At 72.2% G+C, this 21282-nt stretch carries 21 protein-coding genes; 12 read left to right on the top strand and 9 right to left on the bottom strand.

The features are described 5' to 3' along the window. The first annotated feature begins 19 nt into the window (after nt 1-19). Together FHR36_RS19125 and FHR36_RS19120 are read left to right on the top strand one after the other, a co-directional pair. On the top strand, nt 20-1009 hold the full coding sequence (locus FHR36_RS19125) for an ATP-binding cassette domain-containing protein (protein WP_253798847.1): 990 nt from the start codon (nt 20-22) through the stop codon (nt 1007-1009). Further along, nucleotides 1006-1806, top strand: a complete 801-nt coding sequence (locus FHR36_RS19120) for an ABC transporter permease (RefSeq protein WP_253798845.1) — start codon at nt 1006-1008, stop codon at nt 1804-1806. The genes FHR36_RS19125 and FHR36_RS19120 overlap by 4 nt, the downstream gene beginning before the upstream one ends. A gap of 52 nt (nt 1807-1858) precedes the next feature. Here the strand turns inward: FHR36_RS19120 and FHR36_RS19115 are convergent, their stop codons facing one another. After that, nucleotides 1859-5371, bottom strand: a complete 3513-nt coding sequence (locus tag FHR36_RS19115) for an AfsR/SARP family transcriptional regulator (RefSeq protein ID WP_308199523.1) — start codon at nt 5369-5371, stop codon at nt 1859-1861. Between the two features lie 221 nt (nt 5372-5592). On the opposite strand from FHR36_RS19115, the gene FHR36_RS19110 reads away from it, so the two are divergent. Next, nucleotides 5593-6402 carry a site-2 protease family protein gene (locus FHR36_RS19110; RefSeq protein WP_253798841.1) on the top strand — a complete coding sequence of 270 codons (810 nt, stop codon included), beginning with the start codon at nt 5593-5595 and terminating at the stop codon, nt 6400-6402. Nucleotides 6403-6443: 41 nt separating this feature from the next. Here FHR36_RS19110 and FHR36_RS19105 read toward each other — a convergent pair whose 3' ends face one another. Both FHR36_RS19105 and npdG read right to left on the bottom strand, forming a co-directional pair. Further along, on the bottom strand, nt 6444-6629 hold the full coding sequence (locus FHR36_RS19105; RefSeq protein WP_253798839.1) for a hypothetical protein: 186 nt from the start codon (nt 6627-6629) through the stop codon (nt 6444-6446). 87 nt (nt 6630-6716) lie between these two features. Then, nucleotides 6717-7418 carry an NADPH-dependent F420 reductase gene (gene npdG / locus FHR36_RS19100; RefSeq protein WP_253798838.1) on the bottom strand — a complete coding sequence of 234 codons (702 nt, stop codon included), beginning with the start codon at nt 7416-7418 and terminating at the stop codon, nt 6717-6719. 48 nt (nt 7419-7466) lie between these two features. Between npdG and FHR36_RS19095 the strand changes: the two genes are divergently transcribed. Continuing rightward, a complete protein-coding gene (locus FHR36_RS19095) occupies nt 7467-8048 on the top strand; it encodes a hypothetical protein (protein ID WP_253798836.1) in 582 nt (193 codons plus the stop codon). A 246-nt stretch (nt 8049-8294) separates the two neighbouring features. Next, complete coding sequence (locus FHR36_RS19090; RefSeq protein ID WP_253799438.1) at nt 8295-9614, top strand: MFS transporter; 1320 nt, start codon at nt 8295-8297, stop codon at nt 9612-9614. Between the two features lie 87 nt (nt 9615-9701). On the opposite strand, the gene FHR36_RS19085 is transcribed toward FHR36_RS19090, so the two are convergent. Beyond that, nucleotides 9702-9935, bottom strand: a complete 234-nt coding sequence (locus FHR36_RS19085; protein ID WP_253798833.1) for a hypothetical protein — start codon at nt 9933-9935, stop codon at nt 9702-9704. Between the two features lie 164 nt (nt 9936-10099). On the opposite strand from FHR36_RS19085, the gene map reads away from it, so the two are divergent. Next, the gene (map, locus tag FHR36_RS19080; RefSeq protein ID WP_253798831.1) at nt 10100-10945 is read left to right on the top strand and encodes a type I methionyl aminopeptidase; all 846 of its coding nucleotides are present in this window, start codon (nt 10100-10102) and stop codon (nt 10943-10945) included. Between the two features lie 216 nt (nt 10946-11161). Here the strand turns inward: map and FHR36_RS19075 are convergent, their stop codons facing one another. Further along, the gene (locus tag FHR36_RS19075; RefSeq protein WP_253798828.1) at nt 11162-11860 is read right to left on the bottom strand and encodes a bifunctional DNA primase/polymerase; all 699 of its coding nucleotides are present in this window, start codon (nt 11858-11860) and stop codon (nt 11162-11164) included. Nucleotides 11861-12269: 409 nt separating this feature from the next. On the opposite strand from FHR36_RS19075, the gene FHR36_RS19070 reads away from it, so the two are divergent. Then, the gene (locus tag FHR36_RS19070; RefSeq protein WP_253798826.1) at nt 12270-12659 is read left to right on the top strand and encodes a DUF8847 domain-containing protein; all 390 of its coding nucleotides are present in this window, start codon (nt 12270-12272) and stop codon (nt 12657-12659) included. A 151-nt stretch (nt 12660-12810) separates the two neighbouring features. On the opposite strand, the gene FHR36_RS19065 is transcribed toward FHR36_RS19070, so the two are convergent. Further along, on the bottom strand, nt 12811-13425 hold the full coding sequence (locus FHR36_RS19065; RefSeq protein WP_380231243.1) for a PadR family transcriptional regulator: 615 nt from the start codon (nt 13423-13425) through the stop codon (nt 12811-12813). Nucleotides 13426-13934: 509 nt separating this feature from the next. Between FHR36_RS19065 and FHR36_RS19060 the strand changes: the two genes are divergently transcribed. Both FHR36_RS19060 and FHR36_RS19055 read left to right on the top strand, forming a co-directional pair. Next, complete coding sequence (locus tag FHR36_RS19060; protein ID WP_253798820.1) at nt 13935-14333, top strand: ACT domain-containing protein; 399 nt, start codon at nt 13935-13937, stop codon at nt 14331-14333. Nucleotides 14334-14666: 333 nt separating this feature from the next. Then, on the top strand, nt 14667-15767 hold the full coding sequence (locus tag FHR36_RS19055; RefSeq protein WP_253798818.1) for a serine hydrolase domain-containing protein: 1101 nt from the start codon (nt 14667-14669) through the stop codon (nt 15765-15767). Nucleotides 15768-15819: 52 nt separating this feature from the next. On the opposite strand, the gene FHR36_RS19050 is transcribed toward FHR36_RS19055, so the two are convergent. Continuing rightward, nucleotides 15820-16422 carry a PP2C family protein-serine/threonine phosphatase gene (locus FHR36_RS19050; RefSeq protein ID WP_253798816.1) on the bottom strand — a complete coding sequence of 201 codons (603 nt, stop codon included), beginning with the start codon at nt 16420-16422 and terminating at the stop codon, nt 15820-15822. Then, complete coding sequence (locus FHR36_RS19045; RefSeq protein ID WP_253798814.1) at nt 16353-17504, bottom strand: PAS domain-containing protein; 1152 nt, start codon at nt 17502-17504, stop codon at nt 16353-16355. The genes FHR36_RS19050 and FHR36_RS19045 overlap by 70 nt, the downstream gene beginning before the upstream one ends. A 190-nt stretch (nt 17505-17694) precedes the next feature. On the opposite strand from FHR36_RS19045, the gene FHR36_RS19040 reads away from it, so the two are divergent. Continuing rightward, entirely contained in the window at nt 17695-18141 is a 447-nt protein-coding gene (locus FHR36_RS19040; RefSeq protein ID WP_253798811.1) for a DUF7144 family membrane protein, read from the top strand. Nucleotides 18142-18222: 81 nt separating this feature from the next. Here FHR36_RS19040 and FHR36_RS19035 read toward each other — a convergent pair whose 3' ends face one another. Next, entirely contained in the window at nt 18223-18774 is a 552-nt protein-coding gene (locus tag FHR36_RS19035) for a GlcG/HbpS family heme-binding protein (RefSeq protein WP_253798809.1), read from the bottom strand. Between the two features lie 460 nt (nt 18775-19234). On the opposite strand from FHR36_RS19035, the gene FHR36_RS19030 reads away from it, so the two are divergent. Together FHR36_RS19030 and FHR36_RS19025 are read left to right on the top strand one after the other, a co-directional pair. Next, nucleotides 19235-20596, top strand: a complete 1362-nt coding sequence (locus FHR36_RS19030; RefSeq protein WP_253798806.1) for a sensor histidine kinase — start codon at nt 19235-19237, stop codon at nt 20594-20596. Continuing rightward, nucleotides 20593-21228: a response regulator gene (locus tag FHR36_RS19025; RefSeq protein ID WP_253798804.1), complete on the top strand. Its 636-nt coding sequence runs from the start codon at nt 20593-20595 to the stop codon at nt 21226-21228. Before FHR36_RS19030 ends, FHR36_RS19025 begins: the two co-directional genes overlap by 4 nt. Nucleotides 21229-21282 lie beyond the last annotated feature (54 nt).

Raw genomic sequence — 21282 nt, 5'->3', positions numbered from 1 at the left:
GCCCGGACAGTCTTGCGGCATGACATCGATCGCCAACAGCAACGCCGTGGAAGTCCGCGGCATCGTGAAGACGTACGGCGAGACCAGGGCCCTCGACGGCGTCGACCTCACCGTCCGCGAGGGCACCGTGCTGGGCCTGCTCGGCCCCAACGGCGCCGGCAAGACCACCCTGGTCCGCGTCCTGTCCACCCTGATCAAGCCCGACGCCGGCAGCGCCTTCGTCGGCGGCTACGACGTCCTGCGCCAGCCGAAGCAGCTCCGTCGCACCATCGGCCTGACCGGCCAGTACGCCTCCGTCGACGAGCTGCTGTCGGGCTACGAGAACCTCTACCTGATCGGCCGGCTGCTCGACCTGTCCGGCCGCGACGCCAAGGCGCGGGCCACTGAGCTGCTGGAGCGCTTCTCGCTGACCGATGCCGCCAAGCGGCCCGCGAAGACGTACTCGGGCGGCATGCGCCGCCGCCTCGACCTCGCCGCGTCGATGATCGGCCGGCCGAAGGTCCTCTACCTGGACGAGCCCACCACCGGCCTGGACCCGCGCACCCGCAACGAGGTGTGGGACGAGGTGCAGCGGATGGTCACCGAGGGCTCCACCGTGCTGCTGACCACGCAGTACATGGAGGAGGCCGAGCAGTTGGCCCACGAGCTGACCGTGATCGACAAGGGCCGGGTGATCGCCAACGGCGGCATCGACGAGCTCAAGACCCAGGTCGGCGGCCAGACCCTCCAGGTGCGGCCGACCCGGCCGGAGGACCTGCCCGCGATGGTCGCGTGCCTGCGCGAGAGCGGCGTGCTCGCCACCTACTCCGAGGACACCGGCCTGCTCTCGGTCCAGCTGACCGACGCGGAGCAGCTCACCGCCGTGGTCGGGGTGCTCGGCACCCGCGGCTTCGGCATCACCGGCATCGACACCAAGCTGCCCAGCCTCGACGAGGTCTTCCTCGCCATCACCGGCAAGCCCGGCCGGTCCGCCTCCGCCCCGATCCGTGACAAGGAGCCCGTCGCATGACCACCGCCGTCCTCGACCAGCACGACACCCGGATCGGGTTCCGCTCGAATCTGCGCCACCTCGGCGCGCTGACCCGGCGCAACCTGATGCGCATCAAGGCCGACCCCGAGTCGATGCTCGACGCGCTGCTGATCCCGATCATCTTCACGCTGCTGTTCGTCTACGTGTTCGGCGGCGCGGTCGCCGGAAGCCAGCAGGAGTACATCCAGTACATGATCCCGGGCCTGCTCGGCACCACTGGCCTCAACCTCGCGATGGCCGTCGGCACCGGCCTGAACAGCGACTTCCAGACCGGCGTGATGGATCGCTTCCGCACCCTGCCGATCGGCCGCTCGGCCGTCCTGCTGTCCAAGATCGCCGCCGAGACCTGCCGCGGCCTGGTCTCCTTCACCATCCTGATCGGCTTCTCGATGGTGCTCGGGCTGGAGATCAAGACCGGCCCGCTCGAACTGCTCGCCGCCGTCGGCCTGTCGCTGCTGTTCGGCATGTCGATGGTGTGGATCTCGATGCTGCTCGGCATGTCGCTGCGCAGCGCCCAGGCGGTCCAGGGAGTGTCGATGCTGGTGATCATGCCGCTGCAGTTCGGCAGCTCGATCTTCGCGCCGACCACCACGATGCCCGGCTGGCTGCAGGCGTTCACCAAGTACAACCCGCTGTCCGCACTGGCCGACGCCTGCCGCAGCCTGATCAACGGCGGGCCGCTGGCCCACTCGGTCACCGTGGTGCTGATCTGGTCGGTCGCGGTCACCGCGGTCTTCGCCCCGCTCGCGGTCGCCCGCTTCCGCAAGCGGACGTGAACTCCCGTGGGCAGGCCTGACCGGCGGTCAGGTGGGCCGACCCGACCGGCGATCAGTAGGCCGACGGGTCGTCCAGCAGGGCCACCGCCTCCTTCAGGGTGAGGCGGCGGCCCTGCTCGTACGCCGTCCCGTACGCCTCGTCGCCGAGCAGCGCGCGGACCGTGCGGACGCACCGGTCCCGCTCCTGGCGCTCCATGAAGGAACCGTCCAGGCCGTTCAGCTGCTCGTGGGCGCCGAGCAGTTCGGCCGACCGGCGGGCGGCGCCCGGGGCGTCCAGGGCGGTGGCCGCCTCGGCGAGCACGGCGGCCGCCGGGGTCAGCAGCATCACCGCCATGTGCTCGGCGAACAGGGTCGCCCGGCCCTGGATCGAGGTCATCTTCCGGCGGCCCTCGCGCAGCAGCCGCAGCCCCTCCTCCGGGTGGCCGGACCGGGCCACTGCCCAGGCCCGGACACAGGTGACGATCCCCACGAAGACCCCGGGGATGACCGGCCCGAAGGCCTGCTCGTCCTGCTCCAGCAGATCGAGCTGGTGCAGCCCCTCGGCGTACTCGCCGCGCTGCACGTGCAGGTTGCACAGCACCAGTCGGCCGTACATCCGGGCGCCGTCGGACTGGTGGTGAGTGGAGTCGAGCGCCTCCAGCGCCTCGCGGACCATCCGCTCCCCGGTCTCCTGGTCGAGCTCGAAGAGCGTCTCGCCGAGCCGGACCTGCGCCATCGGGACCTCCTGGTGGGCGCCGAGCTCGGTGGCGATCTCGATCGCCTCCCGGTACGCCGCCGCGGCCCGCGCGCTCTCGCCCTTCTTCGCCAGGTTCTCGGCCTGCGCGGAGAGCGTCTCGGACAGACCCCAGCGGTCGCCGAGCCGGGTGAACAGGTCCATCGCCTCCTCGCAGTCCGCGATGGCCTGGTCGAGCGCGCCGACGAAGTCGTTGAGCAGCCGGGAGCGCAACTGCAGGATGAACGCCAGGTCCCCGTCCCGCCCGTGGCGCCGGGCACCGGCCACCGCGTCGTCCACGACCGCCCGCATCCCGTCCATCTCGCCGCTCAGGAACGTCGCGAAGATCCGCATCAGCACCGGGGCCCGGTACGACTGCGGCAGCTCGGGACCGTACGTCCGCATGATCCGGCCCGCCGTGTCGAGGGCGCCGGTGTCGTTCAGCATCGCCATGTTCCCGGTGAACATCGAGATCAGCCGGTACAGCCGCACCTGGCGGCGGGCCTCCTGGAGCATCGCCGGACGCATCGGCGGCGGCGCGTCCAGCGGGTTGTCGGCCAGCGGCTCGGGCGCCGGCGCGCCGTCCGCGTACGGGTCGGGGCCGAGCTCGGCGATCGCGTCGTACCAGCCGCGGGCCTCGGTCCGGTAGTCCCGCAGCGCCCAGTAGTCGGACATCGCCAGCGCCAGGACCAGCGCCTCCTGCTCCTCGGCCAGGTCGACCGCGCGGCGCAGCGCGGCCCGGATGTTGTCCTGCTCGCGCTCCAGCCGGCCCAGCTCGGCCAGCTGCCCGGGACCGTGCAGCCGCAGCTGGGCCTGCCGGACCAGCTCCCGGTAGTGCCGGATGTGACGCAGCGCCACCTCGGGTTCGAGCGCCTCGGCGAGCCGCTCGGTCGCGTACTCGTGGATGGTCTCCAGCATCCAGTACCGCGACTGCCCGCCCAGGTCGGCGACCAGCAGCGACTTGTCGACCAGCGAGAGCAGCAGGTCGGCGACCTCCTCGCCGGGCACCTCGGTGCCGTCCGCGACCACCTGCTCGGCGTCCTCCAGGGTGCAGCCGCCGGCGAACACCGACAGCCGGCGCAGCACCGCGCGCTCGCGCTTGCCGAGCAGGTCCCAGCTCCAGTCGACCACCGCGCGCAGAGTCTGCTGACGCGGCAACAGAGTCCGGGAACCGGCGGTGAGCAGGGCGAACCGGCCGTCCAACCGGTCGGCGAGCTGGCGCGGAGTCAGGCCGCGCAGCCGGGCGGCGGCCAGCTCGATGGCCAGCGGCAGACCGTCCAGACGGCGGCAGATCTCGGCGCACGCCTCCGGGTCGTCGTCCACCCGGAAGCCGGGCCGGGCGGCGGCGCCGCGCTCGGCCAGCAGCCGCAGCGCGGCCGGGTCCGGCAGCGGCTCGACCGGCAGCACCGTCTCGCCCGGCACGCCCAGCGGCTCACGGCTGGTGGCCAGCACGGTCAGCCCCGGGCACTCGGCCAGCAGCCGGTCCACCAGGTCGGCCGCGGCCTGGATCACGTGCTCGCAGTTGTCCAGCACCAGCAGCATCCGGCGCCGCGCGCAGTACTCGACCAGGCGGCGCACCGGATCGTCCCGGGTCTCGATCGCCTCGGCCACCGCGCTGCCGGTGTGCAGCACCGTCTCGCGCAGCCCGAGCGCGGAGACCACCGCGCCGGGGACCGCCGCCGGGTCCTCCAGCGGCGCGAGTTCCGCCTGCCAGACGCCGTCCGGCCACGCACCGTCCGGCCAGCCACTGTCCGGGCGGTCACTGTCCGGGCGGTCACTGTCCGGCCGGTCGGCGCCGCTCTGCGCCAGCCGACCCGCCTCCAGCGAGAGCCGCGTCTTCCCGGAGCCGCCCGGCCCGGTGAGCGTGGTCAGCCGGCCGGCGGCCAGGGCCGCCCGGACCGCGGCCAGGTCGGCGTCGCGGCCGACGAAGCTGGTCAGCCGGGGCCGCAGGTTGCCGCTGGGCCGCTCGGCGGGGTGGTCGGTGGGGTGGTCGGGGCGGGTGTGGTGGTCGTGGTGGTCGTGGTGGTCGTGGTGGTCGTTGACTGCGGGTGCGGTTACAACGGCGGGTGCGGTTACGACGGCGGCGGCGGTTCCGACCGCGCGCTCGCGGGCCTCCCGGGCCTCCCGGGCCGGTTCCGTCGGCGGGTTCAGCAACTCGCGGTGCAGTGTCTGGAGTTCGACCCCGGGGTCGGTGCCCAGGGCGTCGGCCAGCAGTCGCCGGACGGTCTCGTACCGCTGCAGCGCCTCGGCGGAACGGCCGCTGTCGCGCAGGGCGCGGATCAGCAGCGCCTGCAACTGCTCGTCGAGCGGGCGCAGATCGCACAGCTCGGCGAGCTCGACCGCCGCCGCGGCGGCGCGGCCGAGGGCCAGCTCGGCGGTGATCCGGTGGCGCCGGGCCTCGTCCCGCTGCGCCTCCAGGCGGGTCGCCGGGGCGTGCCGGTCCGGCAGGTCGGCCAGCGCGGGGCCGCGCCACAGCGCCAGCGCCTCGTCCAGCCGGGCCACCGCCTGCTCGGGGTCGCCGCACTCCAGCGCCCCGCGGCCCTCCCCGGTCAGCCGCTGGAACTCACCGACGTCGGTCCGGCCGCCGGTCAGCCAGTAGCCGGCCGGTCCCGAGCCGATCTCGTCCCGCCCGACCGTCCGCCGCAGGCGGCCGACCAGGGTCTGCAGCGCGGCGAGCGCGTCCTGCGGCGGCTCGGCGTCCCACACCTCGTCCACCAGCAGGTCGGCCGGCACCGGCCGGCCCTGGCGGAGCACCAGCGCGGCCAGCAGGGCGCGCAGCCGCGCCCCGCCGAGCGGGACGGGGCTGCCGTCGTCGTGATGGGCCGTGGTGGTACCGAGGATGCCGTAGTGCACCCGACCATTCTGGTGGAGACCACGGCCCCCGGGCGCACACATATCCGGATGCCCGACCGCGCTCGCCTTCACCCGCCCGCGGGGGCCGATCGGCCGGCCGAGCCGCCCGGCCCGGAACACCCCGCCCGTGCCGTACGTTCACCCGGGACCGGTTGTCCGGCGGCCACCCGGCCCGGCATGATCGGTCAGACCTCGTCCACCAGCCCCGGAGCCCACCCGCCATGACCTTCGCGACCACTCGCAGCCGCAGCGAGGAGAACCGGATCAGCCCGGTCTTCTGGGTGCTGCTGGCCGTCCTCGGCACCTCGGGCTGGGCGGTGGCCAACGGCTACGGCAACGCGCGCTTCGGCGTCTTCCTCTTCGTGGTCGCCGGCTGGGTGGTCTCGCTCAGCCTGCACGAGTACGCGCACGCCAGGACGGCGCTGCACGGCGGCGACATCACCATCGGCGCCAAGGGCTACCTGACCCTCAACCCGTTCAAGTACACCCACGCGCTGCTCAGCGTGATCCTGCCCGTGATCTTCATCATGCTGGGCGGCATCGGCCTGCCCGGCGGCGCGGTCTTCATCGAGCGCCACCGGATCCAGAGCCGGGTCAAGCACAGCCTGATCTCGGCGGCCGGCCCGCTGGTCAACGTCGTGTTCGGCGCGGTGCTGCTGGCGCTGGCGGGCAGCGGCTGGTTCGACAACCCCGATGTGACGGCCGTGCTCGGCGGGGTCGACCAGGGCATCTCGCCGTTGCCCGCCGCCCTGGCCTTCCTGGGCTTCCTCCAGGTCACCGCTGCGATCCTGAACCTGCTCCCGGTCCCCGGCCTGGACGGATACGGCATCGTCGAGCCGTGGCTGTCGTACAAGACCCGGCGCGCGGTCGAGCCGTTCGCGCCGTACGGCATGCTGGCGCTGTTCGTGGTGATCTGGCAGACCCAGGCGGGCGCCTGGCTGATCAAGGCCGCGTCCGGCGTGATGAGCCTCTTCGGCGTCGACGCCTTCTACACCGCGGTCGGCCACGACCTCTTCATGTTCTGGAAGTGACCCCGCGCCGGGGAGCGGGCTCGTTCGGGGCTAGTTCCGGGCTAGTTCTGCTCGGCGCGGGCGCGCTCGATCCGGTCCTTGCGGATGTAGAACCAGGCGATGTTGCTCGCGACGCCCGCCATCAGCACCCACACCACGCCGAGCCAGTTGCCCTCGATGAAGGAGACCACTGCGGCGGTCACCGCGAGCACGAGGACGATCGAGGCATACAGGGCGTTGCGGGGCATGGTCTGAGCTCCTAGGGGCGGGTGCGTACCGACCCATTGTCGCCGACCGGCCCCCGCGGTCTGTCCAGGGGGGCCGGTCGGCGGGTGTCAGACGTCGGTGATCCGCAGGCCGGCGTGCGCCTTGTAGCGGCGGTTGACCGAGATCAGGTTCGCCACCAGCGCCTCGACCTGGTGGGCGTTGCGCAGCCGCCCGGCGAAGATCCCGCGCATGCCGGGGATCCGCTCGGCGAGTGCCTGGACGATGTCGGTGGCGGCCCGCTCCTCGCCCAGCACCAACACGTCGGTGTCGATCCGGTCGATCCCGGCGTCCTGCAGCAGCACCGCCGAGAGGTGGTGGAAGGCGGCGGTCACCCGCGAGTCGGGCAGCAGGGCGGCCGCCTGCTGGGCGGCGCTGCCTTCCTCGACCTGCAGCGCGTACGCGCCCTGCTTGTCGAAGCCGAGCGGGTTGACGCAGTCCACCACGATCTTGCCGGCGAGGTCCTCGCGCAGTGCGGTGAGCGTCGCCGCGTGGCCCTCCCACGGCACCGCGACGATCACGACGTCGCTCTCCCGGGCACAGGCGGCGTTGTCGGCGCCGCGCACGCCCAGGCCGATCTCGCCGGCCACCTCCGCCGCGCGCTCGGCGCTGCGGGAACCGATCACCACCTGCTGACCGGCCAGAGCGAACCGGTACGCCAGGCCGCGGCCTTGGTCGCCCGTGCCGCCGAGGACACCGACCACCAAGCCGGAGACGTCCGGCAGTTCGCGGCCCGGTCCGGCCGCCGCATTCACTGATTCGGGTTGCGTCATACCGGAGATCCTGCCAAACCGGCCCAGGGCACTCCATGCTTGTCGGCCATGGACGCGGTGAGAGTTTCCGCACTCCGGGAGTCGCTGGCCGGTACCGGCTGGCTCGAGAGCACCGGATCCTTCGCCGGCACGCTGCGCGACGCGGTGACCGGCCGGACGTCGCGCGGCCTGCTGCTGGTCGGCACCCCGCGCTACGAACCGTGGCACCTCGCCGCGCACCTGGACGACGAGGCGGCGCTGTGCGGGCTGCCCGCCCTCTCCCCCACCCTGGTGCGGCACGCCGTCCCACCCGACTGCCCCGAGCACCTGTCGGCCGGGCTGCGGCGGCTCGCCGACGCGGGGCGCGGCGCCACCGTGCTGGTCGTCGCGCCCGACCCGGCGGGCGTGCCGCTGCTGGAACGCGTCCACTACGCGCGGCGCGGCGGGGCGACCGTGCTGGCCCTGGACACCGGCGACCGGGAGCTCGGCGATCTCGCCCACGAGCGGTTGACCGTCCCGGAGGCCGGACCGGAGCCGTTCGAACTGGTCCAGCACCTGGTCAGCGCCGCCGCCGGCACCGCCGGACGGGCCCGCTCCCGGCTCGCCCGGCTCGCCGAGCGGCTCACCGCGCCGCCTGCGCTGCGCTGGTAGCTACCAGGGCGGGCGGCCGATCGGTGAGCCGGGCGGCCGGGCGGCTGGCCGGGCGCCTGGAAATTCGTTTGCCCACGGCGGACGGGCGTCGCAGCATGAGCGGACGTGAGCACCTCTGCCCCTTCCGACGGCGCCTCCGGCGATTCTCCGAACGGTTCCACCGGCCGACCCGACCCCCTCCACGACTCCGACCTCCCGAGCGGCGGCGGGAGCACCTCCGGTGGCGAGGCCGACCGTTCACGTTCGGTGCTGCAGCGGATCCTGCCCGACCTCGCCCCCTGGCGCTCCTCGCGCGACTTCCGCCTGCTGTGGAGCTCCGGCTGCGTCAGCGCGTTCGGCACCTTCCTCACGTACATCGCCGTCCCGATCCAGATCAAGGACCTCACCGGCTCCTCCTTCGCGGTCGGCCTGATCGGTGCCTTCGAACTGGTGCCGCTGATCGTCTTCGGGCTGTGGGGCGGCGCCCTCGCCGATGCGCTGGACCGGCGGAAGCTGGTGCTGTTCTCCGAGGCCGGGCTGGGTTTGCTCACCGGCCTCCTGCTGCTCAACGCCCTGCTGCCGAACCCCTTGCTGTGGCCGATCTACCTGGTCGCGGCCCTGGTCGCCGCCGTCGACGGCCTGCAGCGTCCGGCACTCGACTCGCTCACCCCGCGGATCGTCCCGCACGACCAGCTCACCGCCGCGTTCGCGCTCAACTCGCTCTACCGCAACGTCGGCTCGGTCGCCGGACCGGCCCTCGCCGGCGTGATCGTTGCCCTCGCCGGGGTGCAGACCGCGTACGCGCTCGACGTCGCGAGCTTCGCCGTCTCGCTCCTGCTGCTGGCCCGGATGCGCGCCGTCCCGCCCTCGAGCGGCGCCGACAAGCCGTCCCTGCGCGCCATCCTGACCGGCGTCACGTACGCCTGGAGCCGCAAGGACCTGCTCGGCACCTACGCCATCGACATCGTGGCGATGCTGTTCGCGTTCCCGGTGGCGGTCTTCCCGTTCCTGGCTTCGGAACTGCACGCCGGCTGGGCGCTCGGCCTGATGTACGCCGCCACCGCGGTCGGCGGACTGCTGGTCTCCGCGACCAGCGGCTGGACCTCGCACATCCACCGCCACGGCCGGATGCTGCTGCTCGCCGCCCTCGGCTGGGGCGTGGCGATGACCTTTGCCGGACTCGTCGGGAACGTCTGGCTGGTCCTGCTCTTCCTGGTCCTGGCCGGCGGCGCCGACCAGATCAGCGGCACCGCCCGCTCCACCATGTGGAACCAGTCCATCCCCGACGAGCTGCGCGGCCGGCTCGCCGGTGTGGAACTGCTCAGCTACTCGGTCGGCCCGCAGCTGGGACAGGTCCGGGCCGGCGGCATGGCCGGCCTGTTCGGCGTCCGGGCGTCCATCTGGTCCGGCGGCGTGGCGTGCGTGGTCGGCGTGCTCACGCTGGCGGCCGCCCTGCCCAAGCTGCTGGCGTACGACGACCGCACCGACCCCAACGCGCTCGCCGTCCGCGCCCAGCACGAGGCGCTGGCAGCCGCTTCAGCCGACGCCGCGGATGCGGACGCGCCGTCGGAAGGTGTCCCCGCGTAGCGCCCGCCTCCCCGCCCCCGGTGCGCCTGGTAAACCGGCCTTTAAACCGGCCGCATGCCTCGCAGCTGACGCCGAGTCGGCCGACTCTCAGCCCTCGGCGTCCTGCGAGCTGTCACCGTCGCGCCAGCGCGGATCGTTGCGCCACTCGCGGTTGCGCTCCTGCGCAATCTCCAGCGCGTGCGACGCCTCCTCCCGACTGGCGTACGGGCCGAGGCGGTCCTTGGCGGGACACTCCGGGCCCTCCTCGACCTTGGCGTGCTTGATGCAGTAGAACCACTCCCCCGGCCTCCCGGTGGGCTTGCGGCCGAATCCCAACGCCATCGCGACTCCTCCCGTCATCACTCTCTGCTGTATCCGCCGGCGCGCGCCGTCCGCCACCGTCCTGCTTCGGTCCTGCTTCGGTCCTGCTTCCGTACGGATCATTCCCGGTGCCCGCGTCGCACACACGGCCGGGGTGAGCAGCGGTGACGGATAGACTCGCCGACATGGCTCTGGTACCCGGCACTCTGTCCCCCACCCGCAAGGTCCCCGCGCACATCGCGCGTCCGGAGTACGTCGGCAAGCCCGCGCCGGCTCCGTACACCGGGCCGGAGGTGCAGTCCGCGGAGACGATCGAGAAGATGCGGATCGCCGGCCGGATCGCCGCCCGGGCGATGGAGGAGGCTGCCAAGCTGATCGAGCCCGGTGTCACCACCGACCAGCTCGATGTCGTCGCCCACGAGTACATGTGCGACCACGGCGCGTACCCCTCGGACCTCGGCTACCGGGGCTTCCCGAAGTCGATCTGCACCTCGATCAACGAGGTCATCTGCCACGGCATCCCGGACTCGACCGTCCTCCAGGACGGCGACATCATCAACATCGACGCCACCGCCTTCATCCACGGTGTGCACGGCGACCTCAACGCCACCTACCTGTGCGGCAACGTGGACGAGGAGTCCAAGCTGCTGGTCGAGCGCACCCGCGAGGCGCTCAACCGGGCGATCAAGGCGGTCAAGCCCGGCCGTCAGGTCAACATCATCGGCCGGGTCATCGAGTCCTACGCCAAGCGCTTCGACTACGGCGTCGTCCGCGACTTCACCGGCCACGGCATCAACACCTCGTTCCACTCCGGCCTGATCATCCCGCACTACGACAGCGAGCGGGCCACCCAGACGATCAAGCCCGGCATGACCTTCACGATCGAGCCGATGCTCACCCTGGGCAGCTACGACTACGACATCTGGGAGGACGGCTGGACGGTGGTCACCAAGGACCGCAAGCGCACCGCCCAGTTCGAGCACACCCTCGTGGTCACGGCCGACGGCGCGGAGATCCTCACCCTGCCGTAACGCGCCCGGGACGGACGGGAACGACAACGGCAACGAGAACGGCACCGGCGGGCCGCTGAGGAGCAGCCCGCCGGTGCCGTCTGTGTTCTTTCCGATCCCTGCTTCTTACTTCTGCCCCCTGTCGGGCCGTCAGGCGACGCAGCGTCACACCTGGCCGACCGCCGGGCCATCGGCTCACTCACCCCCGGATCATCGACCCGTCCGGCGATGATCCGATCAACCGATCAGCCACTGCTCCTCGGCGACCGCGCCCACCTCGGTGCACGCGTCGGTGAGGACGTCCAGCACCCGCAGCGGGTCCGGCAGCGACTGCTCGGGACCGCGCAGCCAGCGGACCTCGGAACCGTCCGGCAGCGAGGCCGGCGGCAGCAAGGTGTACGAGCCGCGGCAGTGCCAGCGCAGGCCGGGGTGCTCGGACATGGTGTCCGGCGTCGAGTCCAGCGCGCTGGTCCACCACTCGTCCTCGTCGGCCGGAGTGCCGCGGGTGGCGGTGAAGAAGAGGTAGCGGTCCTCGCCGACGGCCGCGACGGGCCCAGCCACGCCGAGCTTGTCCAGCCGCTCCAGCGCGAGCCGCCCGGCCTCCGCCGGGACGTCCAGGACGTCGTGCGCACGGCCGGTGGCGGTGATGAAGTTCGCCTGCGGGTCGCGGGAGAGCCACCGTGCCAACTGCTCGGCGTCGGTGGTCGCCTGCGACTGCCAGGCGAAGGAGACGGGGTGCTGGGCGGGCGCGGGACAGCCCACCCGGTCACAGGAACAGCGGTGTCCCGCGGGATGCGCCGCGGGCGCCAGCGGGAAACCCGCGCGCACCGCGCCGAGCAGCAGGTCCAGCCTCGAAGCCGCGTCCCCACCCGTGGCCGGACGGTCCTGCCGCCGGTCACGCCGCCACCAGGTCGTCCACCTACTGCTGGCTTCCATCGGGCCCCTTCCGCCAACTGCTGTGAGCTGCCGTGCCAGGTACGGCACAGCCACCGACGCAACATCCGACGCCAACACGCCGAACCACCGGTTGCTTCCCGGGCGGTGCGCCGTGCGTTGCGTCTGCCGTGGGCCGGAGCCGGGGTCGCCGGACGGCCAACGCCCGGGGTCACGGTACGGAGTTCGAGAGTTGCGGCTCGGCAGGCAGGCGCGTACGACCGCGCCCCGCCCGGCCCGTACGGGGCCCGCGGACCCGGGGAACCCCGGGGGCGTACAGAGCAGGATAAGGGTGCGCGAGGCCCCCGAATGACCGGGGGCGGTGCTGCCCTGGTCACACCTGCTCCACAGCACCCCTCCCGGACCCACACCTCGACGACCCCGCAGGTCGGCGGGGCCGTACGCTGGGCACGTGAAGCGCACGGACACGGAATTCGTCGGCGGCCCCCTGGACGGCAAGGTGCTGCCGGTCCTGGTGAGCCTGTTCCACAACGTGCCGAAGGTCTACCGGGTGCCGGTGCCCGCCACCGCGGACGACCCCGGCTACACGCTGGTCTACCGCCGGGCCAAGGAGTACGAGGCCAAGGGGCGGCGGTGGCGTTGGCGCTACGAGTACGACCCGGGCACCACCGCGGGCTCGACCATCGGCTCGTCGGACGCCACGGCGGACGGCGCGGCAGGCGGCGCAGCACGCGGCCTGGCAAGCGGCACGGCGGACGGCTCCGGCGGTTCGGACAGCTCGCCCGCCGGGGGCGGCTCGGGCCAACCCGAGGCCCCGGGATCCGAGAGCGACCGGCCGTAGCCCGGCGCCGCCGTCCCGGCGATCAGTCCCAGGTCGGGCCCACCGCCGGGCCGCAGGCCGAGCCGAAGGCTGGTGTCGACCAGCGATAGTTCGGCGCTCGACGCCGCGACTCCTGGCGCCAGGCGCTGCCCGGGCAGCACCCGGCCACCGCTCACGCCTCCTCAGCGAGGATCAGGTACAGCTTCTTCTTCGCCTCGGCCAGCACCGTGAGCCCCTTGGCCCGCTGCTCCTCCGTGCCGGTCATCATGACCTGCCGGACGGCCTGGTCGACCGCCGCGAGCGCTGCGCCCACTTCCTGGACGGCCTCCCAGTCCACCCCGCGGCCGGCCTCGTCCCACGGCGAGTCCTGACCCGCCTCGGCCTCTTCCCGACCCGCGTCGGTCAGCTCGAACAACCGCTTGCCCGACTCCTCCCGAGCGCGGATCAGCCCCTCCTCCTCCAGCAGCTGGAGGGTCGGGTAGACCGAACCCGGACTCGGACGCCAGGCGCCGCCCGTCCGCTCACCGATCTCGGTGATCATCTCGTAGCCGTGCATCGGCCGCTCCTTGAGCAGCGCGAGCAGCGACGCACGCACGTCACCCCGTCGCGCCCGGCCACCACGGCCCCGGCCGTGACCGCGGACGCCGTGCCCGCCGAAGCCACGCCCGTGACCGCCGAACCCCGGCCCGAACGGCGGGCCCATCGGCCGTCCGCCCGGCCCACCGAACGGCCCGAACGCAGGCCGCCCCTCGAAACCCTCTCCCGGCATCCCGGGCATCCCCGGCATCCGGTCGAACTCCGGCCGGCGAGGCCGGCCCTCTCCACGAAATCGCTTTCCCGGTCGCATGACGCAAACCGCCTTCCGCTGTCGCCGACGCTTCGCCAATCGAAGCATCTCGATAACTCGACGATATATCGCTAACTATCGCCTGGCAACACCCTTCCGATAGTCGCTTCGGTGCTCGCCAGCCCCTCCGGGGCCCGATCGCCCGCTCGCGAGGCCGCTGACCTGTCGCTTCACAGCTACCGCTGCCGACCGGCCGGCGCCGCGCGCCGGAGCCGTCGGCGAGCGGGCCGTCGACGGGCGAGCGGGCGATCAAGGTCTGGCGCCGTTCCGCCGACCACCAGGACACGCTCCCGCCGCGCCACCGCGCGCCCCCGGGCGACCAAGCCCAGTGGTCAGGGCGGCCGCCACCCGGCCCCGGCAACCGCGGAAGCTCCCGGCCCGCTCATTCGCCACGCCCGCCGTCGGTGCGTCGCCGTATCTCGCGGCCGGTACGGACTACCGTGACCGCCATGGCTGGCGAACGAGACCTTCAGACCCTCCTCCGCAACCTCCGTCCCGTCCTCAACCCGGGCCGCTACGTTTACTGCACCCTCCCCGGAAAGGTCCCGACAGGCCTGCGCCCGGTGGTGACGGTCGCCGAGGCCGAGGGCGTGACCGTGGTCGTGTTGCAGGAGGAGGCCGACTCGCTCGGCCTGCGCTACGAGTACGTGGCGGCATGGATCACCCTTGAGATCCACTCCGCGCTCGAGGCGGTCGGCCTGACCGCGGCGGTTGCCACCTGCCTCGCCGACCAAGGCCTCAGCTGCAATGTCGTTGCCGGGTTCCACCATGACCACCTCTTCGTCAATGCCGACAACGCCGACCGCGCCGTCGCAGCCCTCCAGTCCCTCTCGACAAGTCACGCCTGACCGGGGCCGCCTGCGGCCGGCTGCGGTGCGGTCCATTCCCTCCACCGCCCAGTTCGCCGGCCACCCCGACCGCTCCTGCCCCGATACCTCCCGCGCTGGCTCCGTTTCCCCGAGGTGCTGCCGCGGGAGTTCCGGTCTGCCCGCGCCCGCGTCCACCTGCCGATCGCACCGCACCAACCGCCCTCAACCTGCGTACGAGACTGGTCGAACGCAGGACTCCGAGCACCCAACTGCCCGCGTGTCCGCCTTCGCGCAGACCAGGCGCCCTGGCCGAGCCATGACCGATGGCGCAACAATTCCGACAGGTCGCTCACCCGGACGAGAGGGACGCCGGTGTCACTCACGACCCATCACCAGCCCACCAATGCCTGGGCTTCCGCCGCCGCGGCGAAGCTCGGCGAGAGCCTCGACGCCGCTGTTCGCAACGGCAACGTTCCCGGCGGAGTCGTCGTCATCGGACAGGTCGCCACCTCGCCGAAGACCGCCCATCCGAACGGCGGACGCAAGCCGAACGCGGAACGCATCGTGCTGAGCCGCGGTGTGGTCGCCGCAGAGTGCGGCGACACCCGGCCGGATGCCGACACCCTCTACGACATGGCGTCACTGACCAAGGTCACCGCCACGTGGCTATTGGTCGGCCGGGCCGTCCGGGACGGTCTGCTCGACCTGGACGCGCCGCTGAGCTCGTACCTTCCCAAGGCTCCGGCCCCGGGCCGGGATCTGACCATCCGCCATCTCATGTCCCACACCTCCGGTCTGCTCCCCAATACGGGCTTGGCCCGGTACAACCACAGCAGCCGCCCACTCATCGACCACCTGTGCGCCGAACCCCTGATCAGCGAACCCGGCGCCCGCCACCGCTACATCGACCGCGGCTTCATCCTGCTGGGGCTCCTCCTCCCCATCCTTCTCGGCCGCCCGCTCCACGTTCTCGCCGCCGAACTCTGGCGGGACATCGGCCTCACCTCCACGGTGTACGGCCCGCTCGCCCGATCACCCCGCGTCGCTCCGACGGAAGCCCGGCTCCTCGGTGCACCCCGCACCTGGGGTACCCCGCACGACCCCTCCGCCGCACTGCTCGGCGGGGTCGCCGGTCATGCCGGGGTCTTCTCCACCGCTTCGGACCTCGCCACCTTCGCCGAACACCTCCTGGCCTCGACCGGGCCGGACTCCGTCTGGTTCGAGGAAAGCCGCCGCCCCCTGGTCGATGTCGAACCCGGCCTTCAACGCGGCCTCGCTTGGATCGTCACCGCCGACGGCCGCGCGGCCTACCACCACGGCTACACCGGGACCAGCCTCTATCTCTCCCCTGCCGCCGGCCGCTACATCGTCCTGTGCACCAACGCCGTCTACCACGGCTGGGATCGGGCCAGGCTCACGCCCACCCGCAATCTCGCGCTGCTCACGATCACCTCCTCCGACCCGGACGGCTGACCACTCAGCCCCCGCTACTGCCCGGCGCACCCAGACCCGCGCCGACCTGGCCTCACACCGTGCCAGGCGCAACAGCCGCAGCCGCCAACAGCGCGATGTCGTCCTCGGCCGGACTGGGTGCCTCGGCAAGCACTGCGTCGAGAAGCTCCGCCGGCCCGGCGCCCGGCGACAACCGCAGCGCGGTGAGGCGTCTCAGCGACTCGTCGATGTCCTCACCGCGCCGCTCGACCAGGCCGTCCGTGAAGAGGAGCAGCGTGTGCCCGGCCGGTAGTTCGGTATCGGCCGGCAGGTAGCCGCCCAACCCGGTGCCCAGCGGAGGCCCGGGCTCGATCGGTAGGAGTTCCACTGTGCCGTCCGGCCTGACCACGGCGGGCGGAAGGTGCCCGGCGCTCGCAAAGCTGTACCTACCGCGCACGGGATCGACGTACGCGACCAGGCAGGTCGACGGACGGTACTCGTGGACCCGGCATGCCAGATCGTCCATCCGTCTGAGCAGCAGGTCGGCGGACGGCTCCATGCGCGCCATCGCGCGGAGCATCGCCTGATAGTGGCTCATCTCGGCAGCCGCTTCGAGGCCGTGTCCCATCACGTCGCCGATGGCGAGGAGCGTACGACCGTCCGGCAGGGCGATGGTCTCGTACCAGTCGCCGCCCACCAGAGCGCTGGTGCCCGCCGGCCGGTACCGGAAGGCAACGGCCAGGTCGGGATGCGGGGCTCCGGGGACGGCGAGGAGCGCCCGTTGCAGGTCGACCGCGACGGTTGCTCCCGGGTGTAGCGGCGGGCGTTGTCAAGGCTGATCGCCGCACGCCGTGCCAAGTCCTGGGCAGCGACCGCATCGTCCCGGGTGAACGCCGGGGAGTCGCCGACCCGCATCAGGGTCACCGTGCCGATCCGGTGACCACGAGCCGCCAGTGGCACGACCATCCCTGAGTGGATACCGATTGCCCGGTAGATCGCGACCCGTTCGGTGTTGGGTGCCGAGCGGCCGAACTCCTCGTCGGACAGCAGGTTCTCGATGATCGTCCGTCCGCTGGCCAGGCAGCGGGGGATGGTCGATCCGGGCTGGTAGTCGACGTACTCCCCCTGCGGGCCCAGCACTCTGACCTGTTCGATCAGATCGGGGCGAGCAGCCATCGCCGCGCGGCGGAGTCTGAGCGATCCCCCGGGTCGTGGCCGGGCGTGGTGGCTGTCCGGGTGAGGCAGCACTTCGACCGTGGCCGCGTCGGCGAGTTGCGGGATCAGGAAATCGGCGAGCTCACCGCAGGTGGTGTCCATGTCCAGGGTGGTGCCGATCCTCGTCGCGGCGCCGTCCAGCAGGGCGAGGCGGTTGCGGGCCTGCTCCAATTCGTGCTGCTGCTGGCGGGAAGCAGTCACCTCCAGCACGATCCCGACCAGGCCGGTGGTGCGGCCGCCCTGCTCCAGCCGGTGGTAGGCGCCGTGCCAGTAGCGGCGGGCGAGCGGCGACGCAGCCTGGGTGTGGCCGCTGGACGTGACCTCGCGGGGGCGACCGTCGGCGAGCACCGCCCTGAGGACTTCTTCCTGGGCATCGATCCCCGGCAGCAGCTCGGCGATCGTCCGACCGAGGTGTTCCTCGGCAAGCACGCCGTTCATCCGGGCGAGCGCCGGGTTGACGTAGAGGTATCGCAGCTCGGTGTCGAGCACGCCGATGCCCGCCGGGGTGCCCTCCAGCAACAAGCGGATGGGAGTCGGCAGCCGCTGCCATGGGGTGTCGGTCACCGCTGGCGGACCTCCCTCGACCCGGCGACGTACACCCGTCGATACGGGCTGCGACCAGTAAACACAGTGCGTGTCCGGTGGGCGATCCGGCGCGGGTGCAGGCGAGTCGCCCGAACGGACTTGTCCGATTGCACCGTTGAACGGCGGGGCTGACTGTCGAGGCGTAAGGATCAACGGCCTAGGAGCGCCCATGAGCACATCAGCCGGCCCTACCGCCACGCCTCCTCCCTCGCCGCGCCCGACTGCCGCCCCACCGAGTTCGGGCCAGAGCGAGTGGGTCCCCGGCCTGGTGCTCTTCGCCGGCGTAGTGATGATGATCAACGGAATCCTGGAGCTCTTCCAGGGCATCATGGCCATCGCCAAGGACGACGTGTTCGTCTCCACCCACCGGTACGTCTTCCGGTTCGACCTGACCGGCTGGGGCTGGATCCACCTGATCATCGGTCTGCTGGTGGCCGTGGTCGGCTTCGGGCTCATGCGCGGCGCTACCTGGGCACGGATCGCGGGCATCTTCGTCGTCTCCCTGAGCATCATCAGCAGCTTCCTCTGGCTGCCGTACTACCCCTTCTGGTCACTCATCGTGGTGGCACTGGACAGCTTCGTGATCTGGGCGCTCTGCGTCTATCGCCAGGACTGAACCGCAAGCGAGCGACGCCACTGGCGCCTCCCGTTCCGGCAGGGCCCGCTCATGTCGAGCGGGCCCTGCCGCATCCCGGGCCTACTTCGCCAGGGCAGCCGCGCCGACCTGGGCGAACTGCTCGTCGAGGTCACCGCTGGGGGCACCGGCGACCCCGATGCCTGCGATCGGGGCGCCCTTGAGCTGAACCGGGGCGCCACCGCCCAGGAACAGCGTGCCCGGTATGTCCTTCAGGTTGGGGGTCTGGGCCAGACGCTTGGCCAGCTCGGAGGTCGGAGCGTTCCACGACACGGCGGTGAAGGCCTTCCGCTGGGCAGAGTCGTACGACTGCGGGCCGGCGCCGTCACTGCGGAGGGTGACCACGGTGTTGCCGTTGCGGTCGACCACGGCGACCGAGACGTGCTGGCCTGCCTGCTCGGCAGCGCCAAGCGCGGCCTCGGCAGCCCGGGTGGCAGCGTCGATGGTGAGGTGGCTGGTCTCCACCGTGTTGTTCTTCGCAGCGTCCGCCTTGACGGCAGCGGGCGCGTTGGCCGGCTCGGCGTTGGCGGAAACGGCCCCGACGGCACCGGCGCCCACCATCGCCACGGCAACCGCACCGGTCAGCACGCGGGCCCGGGTGCTCATCTTCTTCATACGAAAGCTCCTGCTCGGATCGAAGCGGATCGGTCTCGTCTGCGGATCGGCTTGCCGAGCCCGGCCGTGGACCCGCCCCGTAGGGCTCGGGTCGGCCGGGTATCCAGCGGCGATCGGCTGCGGAAGCTTGGCGGCTCCCGCTCGAAATCGATCCTCCGCCCGACCACCCCGGCTGCGGATCGACGGACCGGCTCGGGCGCGCAGGCATCATGGATGACAGGCGTGTCAGCCGATCGGTGGATGTGCGCGACCTTGTGACGAGCCACGATTCCAACGGAGGCTTCGACCATCGAGGTGTCCGGTGCTCTCACGGCCTCGGCCCACGCCACCGGCCGGTTGCGGCCCGACGCCGACCGACACCCGACAGGGCCCCGCGCCCGCATGCGAGCAAGCAACACTCGTGGGCCTCACGTGCGAGCACATGAGGCCCACGACGAGACCCCAGAGAGGTGGTGGACGGATGCGTCGCCCCCTGCCCCCGGCCGCCGACCCCGACGCGGGCTGGCTCGCCGCCGTCATGCGGTTGGCCTTCCTGCTCCTGCTCGGCACCTCCCTGATCCGCTACTTCGACCACCACCTCCACAGCGCACTCACTCCGTGGGTGATCGGAGCGACCGCCGCCCTGGCCGGGGTGCACCTCCGCGGGCGGGCCGAGCGCCGCCCCGCATGGCTGGCCGGGCTGCTGGCGCTCTGGGCCGTTCTGGTGCTGATGGCTCCCAGCTTCGCCTGGTGCGCCGTCCCACTGATCTACACCGTGCTCAGGGCACTGCCGGCCCGGACGGCCATCCCGCTCGTCACAGCGCTGACCGCCCTGGTCGTGCTCGCCGAGCTCCGGTTGGCCGATGGCTTCGACCCGACGCTCCCGCTGCTCCCGCCCGCCGTCGCCGCGCTGGCCACGGCGGTCTTCCTCTACATGGAGCGACAAAGTGCGCGGCAGCGCGCCCTGATCGTCGACCTGATCACCACCAGGCGGGCGCTGGCCGCCACCGAGCGACGCGCCGGGGCTCTGGCGGAGCGAGAACGACTCTCGGCGGAGATCCACGACACCTTGGCTCAGGGCCTCTCCAGCCAGCAGATGCTGCTCCAGGCGGCCGACCGCACCTGGGAGAGCGACCCCGCCACCGCCCGCGGCCACGTCCGGACGGCCACCTCGATCGCCGCTCGCAATCTCGCCGAGGCGCGCCGGTTCGTTCATGACCTGACCCCGGCCGACCTCGCCGAGCAGGGCAGCCTGGACGCCGCCCTGCAGGCCCTGTCCGAACGCGAGGCCACCGAGAGCGGCCTGCCCGTCCGGTTCCACCTCGACGGCGCGCCGATGGCGATGCCCACCGCCACCGAGTCCGCGCTGCTGCGAATCGCCCAAGGCGCACTCGCCAACGTCCGCGAGCACGCCGGCGCCTCCACCGCCGCCATCACACTCTCCTTCCTCGGTGACCAGGTCGTCCTCGACATCGCCGACGACGGCTGCGGCTTCGCACCCCCGGAGTCCGGGCCGACCCATGGGAAACCCACCCCGGCACTCGCCGAACAGGACACACCGGCGGACGAACAGACCGGCGCGCCGACCGAGAGCCGCGGCCACGGCCTGCCGGCCATGCGGGCCCGGCTCCGACAGCTCGGCGGCAACCTGACCGTCGAGTCCGCCCTGGGCGAGGGCACGGTCGTTTCGGCGGCGGTGCCGCTCGCAAGCCCCGGCGCGCCGGCGCCACGAACGCCGGACCGAAGACCGAGCTCTCGCAGCACCCCGACCGCACCAACCGCACCGAGCACACCCGGTGGGCGCCCCTCCCCGGCCGAGCCGATCTCGCTGGAGCACCGATGAACGACGACGACCCGGTCCGCCTGCTCGTCTGCGACGATCACGCCGTCGTACGGGCCGGGCTGCTCGCGCTCCTCGCGAGCGCGCCGGGCATCGAGGTAGTGGGCGAGGCGAGCACCGGCGAGGAAGCCATCACACTGGCGGCCCGGCTCCGGCCGGATGTCGTCCTGATGGACCTGCAGCTGGGCGAGGGCATGGACGGAGTCGAAGCCACCCGGCGGATCGTCGCGGCGCCCGGCGCCACCCATGTGCTCGTCCTGACCACCTACGACACGGACGCCGACATCACCCGGGCGATCGGCGCCGGCGCCACGGGCTATCTGCTCAAGGCGGAGCGACCCGAGGAACTCTTCGCCGCGATCCACTCGGCCGCGCTCGGCAGACCGGCGCTCTCCCCGCCGATCGCCTCCCGGGTGATGGCCCAGATGCGGACACCGGCGCCGCAGCTGACCGAACGGGAACAGGACATCCTGGACCAGCTGGGCCAGGGCCTGGGCAACCGGGAGATCGCCCGGGCCCTTTTCATCAGCGAAGCCACCGTCAAGACCCACCTCGGCCGGATCTACGCCAAGCTGGGCGTCGACACCCGATCCGGCGCAGTCGCCACCGCCAAGGAGCGCCGACTTCTCCGCTGAACCCGACACGCACCCTTGCACACCCCCTCCCGCGCACACCCCCTCCCGCCGCCA

It is taken from the genome of Kitasatospora cinereorecta (assembly GCF_024172095.1).
Classification (GTDB): domain Bacteria; phylum Actinomycetota; class Actinomycetes; order Streptomycetales; family Streptomycetaceae; genus Kitasatospora; species Kitasatospora cinereorecta.
The sequence above is the reverse complement of the archived record's forward strand: the minus strand, read 5'-3'. Positions and strand labels throughout refer to the sequence as shown.